This window comes from Pseudonocardia sp. N23 (assembly GCF_002583555.1).
Lineage (GTDB): Bacteria > Actinomycetota > Actinomycetes > Mycobacteriales > Pseudonocardiaceae > Pseudonocardia.
Map to the genome: position 1 here is coordinate 26,048 of NZ_BEGX01000121.1, position 1,612 is coordinate 27,659.

Sequence of the window (1,612 nt, forward strand, 5' to 3'; positions counted from 1 at the left end):
ATCACGGTGCAGCGGCGCCGCCACTTCCTCGACCGGGGCGCGGCGCCGTTCGGCCGGCGACAGGCTGGGGCGGGTCCACGCGGCGGTGCGGCGCGCCGCAGGCAGGGAGAGCTCGCGGGCAATCTCGGCGCGGGTGGCGTGCCCGGCCGGGCCGGGGCCCCACCGCCGCCACGCCCACACCCCGCCCACGCCTGCAGCGGTGAAGAACACCAGCTCGAGGACCGCCGCGGTGGTCCAGTACAGGCCGGGGCGGCCGGCAAGGCTGGCCGACCACGGGACACCGGCGGCGGCGCCGGGGTCGGCGGGGTGGGTCAGGATCGCGAACCCCAACCGCGCGACCTGCCCGGGCATGGCCCAGAACAGCCCGCCGCCGGCGAGCGGCGCGGCGAGAGTGAGCGCGGCGACCAGGAGCCCGCCCGCGGCGCACAGCGCCATCGCGAGGGCGAACCCGAGCGCGGCGAGCGCGAGGTCCTGCTCGGAGACCGGCGAGCGGCCCAGGAAGCTGGAGGTGCTGCGGGTCATCGGGGGGCTCCTGCGGCCAGCGCCGAGGGCGGCGGGGCGGGTTCGCCGGGCGGGCCGGCGATGTGGCGGATGGTGACGATCTGCGGGGTCCATTTCGACAGCGGGGAGACGATGACGCCGGTGGAGCTGTCGTAGGCGTCGACGACGACGCCGTGCCCGACGTACATGCCGACGTGACGCGGATTGGTCGCCGACCCGAGCGACCCGGGGGTGAGCAGCAGATCCCCCGGAGCCAGCTGGGACAGCGATCCGACGGGGGTGCCGGCGGTCTTCTGGGCGACGGTCCCGGCCGGGATCGGCACCCCGGCCGAGGCCCAGGCGGCGAGCATCAGCCCGGAGCAGTCGAACGCGTTGGGCCCCTTGGCCCCCCACACGTAGGGGGCGCCGATCTTGGAGATGACGTAGGAGACCGCGGCGCGTTGCTGCGGGTCGGCCGGGAGGGTGAACCCGGGCGGCATGTGGTGGCGGTCGAGATCCTCGGGGGAGAGCTGAATGCTCGACCCGCCCTGATCTGCGCAGCCGAGGGTCGCGAACGCCGCGGCCTGCGCGTCGGCGCCCGAGACGGGCGCGCCGTTGACGGGCGGGACTGGGTTGTCCGGGCCCTTCCAGAACCGCTCGACCAGCGCGGTGGCCGGGGTTTCGGCGGGGGCGTAGCGCTCGGGGAACGCCGAGCGCTGCACGGCCTGCTCAGCGACCCCGGCCGGCATGGTGGCCCAGCCGGGGAGCTGGAGCAGGCGGTCGTAGAAGGTGGCGGTGGACAGGGCGGGGTTGAGGATGGTGGCCGGGCTGCCCCAGCCCTGGGAGGGGCGCTGCTGGAACAGGCCGAGGGAGTCGCGGTCGCCGTAGGTGACGTTGTTGAGCTGGGACTCCACGATGGCGGTCGCGACGGCGATCACCGCCGCGCGCCGCGGTAGGGCGCGGGCGACGGCGATCTCGACGATGGTCTGGGCGTTGGCGGTCTGCTCGGCTGACCAGGACCGGGGCCCGATCTGCTGGCTGCCTCCGCCTGTGCCGCCGTCCCCGCCGCAGCCCCCGGCCAGCGCGCCGCCGAGGGTGGCGATCGCGGCGAACCCGCCCAGGACCGCGGTGC

1 protein-coding gene and 1 pseudogene are annotated in these 1,612 nt (G+C 76.1%); both read right to left on the bottom strand.

The window, feature by feature from the left end:
* A pseudogene (locus TOK_RS34505) lies at positions 1-522 on the bottom strand (type IV secretory system conjugative DNA transfer family protein); the annotation flags it as partial.
* Positions 519-1,612, bottom strand: a 1,094-nt coding sequence (locus TOK_RS27725; protein ID WP_098960985.1) for a C40 family peptidase, incomplete at its 5' end; no start/stop codon positions are given. The gene TOK_RS27725 and the pseudogene TOK_RS34505, both read right to left, overlap by 4 nt.